Consider the following 7827-nt stretch of genomic DNA (forward strand, 5'->3'; position numbering starts at 1 on the left):
GGCCCCCGGACCTCAGTGGTCCTGCGGCGCGAACTGCGTCCGGTACAGGGCCGTGTACAGCCCGCCCCGGCCCAGCAGCTCCTCGTGCGTGCCCCGCTCCAGGATCCGCCCGTCCTCCAGCACCAGGATCTGGTCGGCCTCGCGCACCGTCGCGAGCCGGTGCGCGATCACCAACGACGTGCGCCCGGCCAGGACCTCGGCCAGGGCCTCCTGCACCGCCGCCTCGGACTCCGAGTCCAGGTGCGCGGTGGCCTCGTCCAGCACCACCACCGAGGGCGAGCGCAGCAGCAGCCGGGCGATCGCCAGGCGCTGCTTCTCGCCGCCCGACAGCCGGTAGCCGCGGTCGCCCACCATGGTCTCCAACCCGTCGGGCAGCTGTTCCAGCAGCGGGCCCAGCCGCGCCATCCGCAGCGCCGCCGCCATCTCCTCCTCGGTGGCGCCGGGCTTGGCGTAGCGCAGGTTCGCGCCCACCGTGTCGTGGAACAGCTGGGCGTCCTGGGTGACCACGCCCACCGCCTCGCGCAGCGACTCCGCGGTCGCCTCGCGCAGGTCCAGCCCGCCGATGCGCACCGCGCCCTCGGTCGGGTCGTACAGCCGCGACACCAGGTGCGTCAGCGTCGTCTTGCCCGCGCCGGAGGGGCCCACCAGGGCCACCATCGTCCCGGGCTCCGCCCGCAGGGACACCCCGCTCAGCACCTGGGTGTCGTCGGTGCCGGAACGCCCCCGCGGGCTCAGCTCCAGCGACGCCACCGACGTCTCCTCGGCGCCGGGGTAGCGGAACGACACGTTGTCGAACTCCACCCCCACCGGACCCGACGGGACGGGGCGGGCGTCCGGGGACTCCTTGATCGCCGGCTCCAGGTCCAGGATCTCGAAGACCCGGTCGAAGGAGACCAGCGCGGTCATGATCTCCACGTGCACGTTGGACAGGCTCGTCACCGGTCCGTACAGGCGCACCATCAGGGTGGTCAGCGCCACCAGGGTGCCGACCTCGAAGGCGCCGCCCGCGGCCAGCACGCCCCCGACGCCGTAGACCATCGCGGTGGCCAGCGCGGTCACCGTGCCCAGCATGGTGAAGAGCAGGCCGCCGTACACCGCCTGGCGCACGCCCAGGTCGCGCACCCGCCCGGCCCGGCGGGCGAACCCGGCCGACTCGTCCTCGGGGCGCCCGTACAGCTTGACCAGCATGGCCCCGCCGACGTTGAACCGCTCCGTCATCAGGGAGCTCATGTCGGCGTTGGTGTCCATCGCGTCGCGCGAGATGTGCGCCAGGCGTCGGCCGATCAGCTTGGCGGGGACGAGGAAGAGCGGGACCAGCGCCAGCGCCAGCAGGGTGACCTGCCAGGACAGCGCCAGCATGGTGATGATCACGGCGGTGGCGCTGATCAGGTTGGACACCACCGACTGCAGGACCGAGGTGATCGCGCGCTGGGCGCCGACCACGTCGGTGTTCAGCCGGCTGATGAGCGAGCCGGTCTGGGTGCGGGTGAAGAACGCCAGCGGCATCTTCTGCACGTGGGTGTGGACCTGTGTGCGCAGTGCGTAGATGACGCCCTCGCCGATGCGGGAGGAAAGCCACCGGCCGGTGAGCGCGAGCACGCCCTCCAGCAGGGCCAGGACCCCGGCCGCGACGGCCAGGCCGACCACCAGCGAGGTGTCCCCGGGGATGATGCCCCGGTCGATGACGGCCTTGAGCAACAGCGGGTTGGCCACCACGATGGCGGCGCTCACCGACGTCACGAGAAGGAACAGGAGAATCGCCCGCCAGTGTGGGCGGGCGTAGGAGATGATGCGGCGGGTGATGCCCGCGGGCAGGTCCTGCCCGCTGGCGCTCCCGTCGTTGACCAGGGCCCTGTAAGAGGGCCGACCGGACATCATGGTCATACGGGCCTCGATTCGCGTTACGCGTGGATCAACAACCGCCCGCGCGTCCCGCTTCCCGCAAGCCCCTGCCGGGTGTGCTCAGAGGGCGTGGGCCAGGCGGCCCAGCGCGGCGGTGGTGGAGCGCCCGGGGGTGAAGGGCAGCTCCCAGGCCAGGGCGTCCAGCGCCTCGGCGCCCTGGACCTTGGCCCGGGTGTAGCGGTCCCCGGCGGTGAAGGCCAGGGCGGCCGGGGCCAGGGGGCGCAGCACCTCGGCGTAGGCGGACCAGTCGGCGACCGCGGGCGGTCCGTCGATGACGAAGGCGCCGGTCACCGAGCGCAGGGCGGCGATGGTCTCGGCGCGCTCCTCGGCGGGGTTGACCGGGCGGCCGGGGCCCTTCCACGCGCGGACGCGCTCGTCGCACTCGATGCCCACGACCAGGGGCAGGCCCCGGTCGGCGATCGCCTGGAGGAAGCGGATGTGGCCGACGTGCAGGACGTCGAAGACCCCGGTGACGACGGCGGGCCGCTCCAGCCCGTCCGGCCGTTCGAACCAGCGCGCGCTCAGCGCCGTACCCGTGTCCGCGTCCGTCATCCAGTCACCCGATTCTCACAGGGGTGCCCGTGCCCGGCCTTCGTCGGCGACCCCGCCCGCATGGTCAACGTACCCGCTCGTGCGGGGTATTCCGCGGTCGGGGCCGAACGCCGTTCGGCCCCGACCGGGGGGCCGTCGCCCCGGGGCTTGCGGCGGCGCGCAAAAGGCGGGGGCCGGTGCTCGCGCACCGGCCCCCGCCCCGTGGAGAGCGGGCGACGAGAATCGAACTCGCATGACCAGCTTGGAAGGCTGGGGTTCTACCATTGAACTACGCCCGCGTGGCGTCGGAGCCTTCGAGTTTCCTCTAGACTCGTTGAGCCGACGGAGACAAGAGTACAGTCTCCGCAGCGTTGGTCGCACACTCCTTTCGCGTGAACGTGCGGGCGGCGTGTTCGGCCGTGTCGAGAACCGCGAGCCGGACACGGCGACCGGGGGACGGCGCACGGGGTGTGGCGCAGCTTGGTTAGCGCGCATGCTTTGGGAGCATGAGGCCGCGGGTTCGAATCCCGCCACCCCGACGAAACCAACCGCGACGGCGGCTTCAGGCCGTGCGCGGTGGCCCCCTGTGCATCTGCCCTAGACTTGGTGCGATCAGCAGGAAACTGTAAGTCCCAGCCCGTCGCAGGGCACCCCGACGCCGGAGATCGTCAGATCGGGCGGGGGTGCGCGCGTGCATTCGCCGTTGTGTGGTGCGCCTGCGGGCCGACGCGGACACCAGCCGGCAAACCTAGGAGTACCGCCCCGTGAAGACCGTTGTCGAGGAGCTGAGCCCCACCCGGGTCAAGCTGACCATCGAGGTGCCCTTCGAGGAGCTCGATCACGCTTTCGACGTGACCTACAAGTCGCTCGCGAAGCAGGTTCGGATCAAGGGCTTCCGCCCGGGCAAGGCGCCGGCGCGACTGATCGACCGCTACGTCGGTCGCGGCGCTGTGATCAGCGAAGCGGTCAACCACGCCGTTCCCGAGCTCTACAACGAGGCCATCCAGAAGGAGGAGATCTTCGCGCTCGGCCAGCCCGACGTGGAGGTCACCAAGCTGGAGGACAACAGCGAGCTCGCCTTCACGGCCGAGGTCGACATCCGGCCCAAGTTCGAGGTCTCCGACTACAAGGGGATCGAGGTGACCGTCGACGGCTCCGAGGTCACCGAGGAGCAGATCGACGAGCAGCTCGGCCTCCTGCGCGAGCGCTTCTCGACCCTGGTCGGCGCCGAGCGCCCGGTCGAGGACGGCGACCACGTCTCCATCGACCTGTCCGCCGCCGTCGACGGCGAGAAGCTGGAGGACGTCGCGGTCAGCGGCTACTCCTACGAGGTCGGCACCAACACCATGCTGGAGGGCCTCGACGAGACCCTGCGCGGCATGGAGGCCGAGGGTGAGGCCACCTTCACCACCACTCTGGTGGGCGGCGAGCACGAGGGCCGGGAGGCGGAGGTCTCCGTCACCGTCCACAGCGTCAAGGTGAAGGAGCTGCCCGAGCTGGACGACGAGTTCGCCCAGCTGGCCAGCGAGTTCGACACCATCGGCGAGCTGCGCGAGGACGTGCGCAAGCGCATGGCCGAGGTGCGCCGCATCCAGCAGCTGTCCTCCGCCCGTGACAAGGCCCTGGAGAAGCTGATCGAGTCGATCGAGCTGCCGCTGCCCGACGCGGTCGTCGACGAGGAGATCCAGCGCCGCCGCGAGAGCCTGGAGCAGCAGCTCGCCCAGAGCGGCCTCACCAAGGAGGCCTACCTGGAGTCGCAGGAGAAGACCGAGGAGGAGTTCGAGGAGGAGCTCACCACCGGTGCCCGCTCCGCGGTCAAGGCCGGGTTCATCCTCGACCAGCTGGCCATCCAGGAGGACCTGAGCGCCGACCAGGGCGAGCTCAGCCAGTACGTGTTCGAGCAGGCCCAGCGCATGGGCGTCAGCCCGGACCAGCTGGCCCAGCACCTGGTGCAGTCCAACCAGATCCGCGTGGCCTTCACCGAGGTCGTCCGCGGCAAGGCCATGGACCTGGTGCTCGCCTCCGCGAAGGTCACCGACGAGGACGGCAACGTCATCGAGCAGGAGACCGACGAGGAGAAGGCGGCCAAGGCCGCCGCCGAGGCCGCCGTCGAGACCCTGGAGGTCCTGGAGGAGACGGAGTCCGCCGAGGAGGCCGTCGAGGTCCCCGCCGACGAGGCGAAGGACGAGGACACCAAGGCCGACACCAAGGCCGACGAGGCCAAGGACGAGGCCAAGTAGGCTCCCCGCCCCGAGCGTTCGCGGGCCCCGCACGACCCCTCGCGGTCGGGCGGGGCCCGTCGCCTTTCCCGGTGGTGCCCGCCCGCGTCCGGGGCGTCCCCGGCGGCACCGCAAGCCCTGTTATTCCCGCTCCCGGACACCTTCTTGTTCGCCTTCGGGAGAACAGGGCCCGCCGGGCTTGCGTCACCCTGCGCTCAAAGCGAACAGGCGCCGTATCCGTGCGACCCCGGTGTCGGTCGGCGTTAGTGTCGCTGTATCGCAACCGTTTCGATTCCGGAGCAGGTGACGAGAGTGCCGCCGATCTTTGATGAGTCCTCGCGATTCGACGCTCGTACGTCCGAGTCGCAGTTTTCCCCTTTTCTTGAGCAGACGCCTCAGCGCCTGTTGCGCCAGCGAATCGTTTTCCTCGGCCAGCAGGTCGACGACGAGATCGCCAACCGTCTGGTGGGCGAGCTCCTGCTGCTGTCCGCAGAGGACCGCCAGCGGGACATCACGATGTACATCAACTCGCCCGGCGGTTCAGTGACCGCGGGCATGGCGATCTACGACGTGATGCAGTACATCCCCAACGACGTCCGCACCGTGGGCATCGGCATGGCCGCCTCGATGGGCCAGATGCTCCTGTGCGCCGGGGCCCCCGGCAAGCGCTACGCGCTTCCGCACACCCGGGTGATGATGCACCAGCCGTCCGGCGGCATCGGGGGCACCGCCTCCGACATCCGCATCCTCGCGGACCAGCTGCTCTACGTGAAGAAGATGTTCATCGAGAAGATCTCCGAGCACACCGGGCAGACGGTCGAGCAGATCGAGAAGGACGCCGACCGCGACCGCTGGTTCACCGCGCAGGAGGCCAAGGACTACGGCTTCATCGACGAGGTCCTGGAGGGCACGCTCGACGTGACCAGTGAGCGCAGCCAGTAAGTGGTCTCCGACCGGAACCGCCGGGACCCCGAACGGACCCGGGGCCGGCACAGTGACCCAGCCCGACCCGGCGGTCCCGGGAAGGGTGCAGTGCGTGGAAGCGTGGAAGGCGTGAAATGACCGAGTTCAACCCCTTTATCGGCGGCACGGCCCCGATGTCTCCCCAGGGCCGCTACGTTCTGCCGTCCTACGTGGAGCGGACGTCCTACGGCGTCAAGGAGATGAATCCGTACAACAAGCTCTTCGAGGAGCGGATCATCTTCGTCGGTGTGCAGATCGACGACACGTCCGCCAACGACCTGATGGCGCAGCTCATCACGCTGGAGCAGCTGGACTCCGAGCGCGACATCCAGATGTACATCAACTCGCCCGGCGGATCGTTCACCTCGCTCATGGCGATCTACGACACCATGCAGTTCGTCCGCCCGGACATCCAGACGGTGTGCATCGGCCAGGCCGCCTCCGCCGCCGCGATCCTGCTCGCCGGCGGGACCGCGGGCAAGCGCGGCGCGCTGCCCAACGCCCGCATCCTGATCCACCAGCCCGCCACCGAGGGCATGCACGGTCAGGCCAGCGACATCGAGATCCAGGCCAACGAGATCACCCGGATCCGCACCCAGCTGGAGACCACCCTGGCGCGGCACACGGGCCGCACGCCCGAGCAGGTGTCCAAGGACATCGAGCGCGACAAGATCCTCACGGCCGAGGAGGCCAAGGAGTACGGCATCATCGACTTCGTGCTCCCGTACCGCAAGGCCTCGCTGAACAAGTAGACCCTGCGGGCACAGGTCGAGAGAAAGCGTCGACCGGACCGGCCGCCAACCCGCCCGGAAGGGCCCGGTGGTGAAGCCGGTCCGGTTTTTCGCTTAGTCTGGCGAAAGAGCGACACACGGATCGCCCGTCCGTGCGCGGCCGGGTGCGGGGTATCGGTACCCCGCACCGCGAGAGCACGCGGCATCGGCGGCCTTAGTTTCGAGGAGTGGCTGGGTGGCACGCATCGGCGACGGCGGGGACCTGCTGAAGTGCTCGTTCTGCGGCAAGAGCCAGAAGCAGGTGAAGAAGCTCATCGCCGGCCCCGGCGTGTACATCTGCGATGAGTGCATCGACCTCTGCAACGAGATCATCGAGGAGGAGCTCGCCGACTCCACCGAGCTCTCCTGGGATGCGTTGCCCAAGCCGCGGGAGATCTTCGAGTTCCTGGATTCGTATGTGATCGGTCAGGACCAGGCGAAGAAGGCGTTGTCGGTGGCGGTCTACAACCACTACAAGCGGGTGCGCTCGGAGGGGGAGCGCCCGGGTGGTGAGGATGTGGAGATCGCGAAGTCGAACATCCTGCTGTTGGGTCCGACGGGGTCGGGCAAGACGTTGTTGGCGCAGACGCTGGCGCGGATTCTGAACGTGCCTTTCGCGATCGCGGACGCGACGGCGCTGACGGAGGCGGGGTATGTCGGTGAGGATGTGGAGAACATCCTGTTGAAGTTGATCCAGGCGGCCGATTACGACGTGAAGAAGGCCGAGACGGGGATCATCTACATCGACGAGGTGGACAAGGTCGCTCGTAAGAGTGAGAATCCCTCGATCACGCGTGATGTGTCGGGTGAGGGGGTGCAGCAGGCGTTGTTGAAGATCTTGGAGGGGACGACGGCGAGTGTGCCTCCCCAGGGTGGGCGCAAGCATCCGCACCAGGAGTTCATTCAGATCGATACGACGAATGTGTTGTTCATCTGTGGTGGGGCTTTCGCGGGGTTGGACAAGATCATCGAGTCGCGTACGGGGCGGCAGGGGATGGGGTTCAACGCGGTGTTGCGGTCGAAGGAGGAGTTGGCGGGGGGCGGTTTCGGTGAGGTGATGCCGGAGGACCTGTTGAAGTTCGGGATGATTCCGGAGTTCATCGGTCGGTTGCCGGTGATCACGAGTGTGCATGATCTGGATCGTGAGGCGTTGATCCGGATTCTGACGGAGCCGCGCAATGCGTTGGTGAAGCAGTATCAGCGGTTGTTCGAGTTGGACGGTGTGGGGTTGGAGTTCACGCCGGATGCTCTGGAGGCGATCGCTGAGCAGGGGATCATTCGGGGGACGGGTGCCCGGGGGTTGCGGGCGATCATCGAGGAGGTGTTGTTGTCGGTGATGTACGAGGTTCCCTCGCGTGAGGATGTGGGTCGGGTGATCATTTCGCGGGAGACGGTGATCGACAACGTCAATCCCACGATCGTGCCGCGGACCCAGGTCGAGC

The 7827-nt window shown here is 68.6% G+C and carries 6 protein-coding genes and 2 tRNA genes; 5 read left to right on the plus strand and 3 right to left on the minus strand.

All coding sequences use genetic code 11. The features are described from left to right. Positions 1–12: 12 nt before the first annotated feature. The 3 genes from BUE45_RS12185 to BUE45_RS12195 all read right to left on the minus strand — a co-directional run bounded on the left by BUE45_RS12185 (position 13) and on the right by BUE45_RS12195 (position 2732). Positions 13–1878, minus strand: coding sequence for an ABC transporter ATP-binding protein (locus BUE45_RS12185; protein WP_073378992.1), 1866 nt, complete (start codon positions 1876–1878; stop codon positions 13–15). Positions 1879–1962: 84 nt separating this feature from the next. After that, a complete protein-coding gene (locus BUE45_RS12190; RefSeq protein WP_073378873.1) occupies positions 1963–2454 on the minus strand; it encodes an adenylyltransferase/cytidyltransferase family protein in 492 nt (163 codons plus the stop codon). A 207-nt stretch (positions 2455–2661) separates the two neighbouring features. Then, a tRNA-Gly gene (locus BUE45_RS12195) sits at positions 2662–2732 on the minus strand. Between the two features lie 165 nt (positions 2733–2897). Between BUE45_RS12195 and BUE45_RS12200 the strand changes: the two genes are divergently transcribed. The 5 genes from BUE45_RS12200 to clpX form a co-directional block, all read left to right on the plus strand. Continuing rightward, positions 2898–2972 (plus strand) — tRNA-Pro (locus BUE45_RS12200). 225 nt (positions 2973–3197) lie between these two features. Further along, complete coding sequence (gene tig, locus BUE45_RS12205; protein ID WP_073378875.1) at positions 3198–4673, plus strand: trigger factor; 1476 nt, start codon at positions 3198–3200, stop codon at positions 4671–4673. Between the two features lie 291 nt (positions 4674–4964). Beyond that, the gene (locus BUE45_RS12210; RefSeq protein ID WP_178378513.1) at positions 4965–5594 is read left to right on the plus strand and encodes a ClpP family protease; all 630 of its coding nucleotides are present in this window, start codon (positions 4965–4967) and stop codon (positions 5592–5594) included. 116 nt (positions 5595–5710) lie between these two features. Continuing rightward, positions 5711–6367 carry an ATP-dependent Clp protease proteolytic subunit gene (locus BUE45_RS12215; protein ID WP_073378877.1) on the plus strand — a complete coding sequence of 219 codons (657 nt, stop codon included), beginning with the start codon at positions 5711–5713 and terminating at the stop codon, positions 6365–6367. 214 nt (positions 6368–6581) lie between these two features. Next, a partial coding sequence (clpX, locus tag BUE45_RS12220) for an ATP-dependent Clp protease ATP-binding subunit ClpX (protein WP_073378879.1) occupies positions 6582–7827 on the plus strand: 1246 nt, incomplete at its 3' end.

This window comes from Nocardiopsis flavescens, from assembly GCF_900141985.1.
In the GTDB taxonomy this organism is placed as follows: Bacteria; Actinomycetota; Actinomycetes; order Streptosporangiales; family Streptosporangiaceae; genus Nocardiopsis; species Nocardiopsis flavescens.

Excerpts from the sequence above, each read along its gene's own strand:
- BUE45_RS12185 (WP_073378992.1), bottom strand. The coding sequence starts at position 1,878 with ATGATGTCCGGTCGGCCCTCTTACAGGGCCCTGGTCAACGACGGGAGC.
- BUE45_RS12215 (WP_073378877.1), top strand. The coding sequence starts at position 5,711 with ATGACCGAGTTCAACCCCTTTATCGGCGGCACGGCCCCGATGTCTCCC.
- BUE45_RS12190 (WP_073378873.1), bottom strand. The coding sequence starts at position 2,454 with ATGACGGACGCGGACACGGGTACGGCGCTGAGCGCGCGCTGGTTCGAA.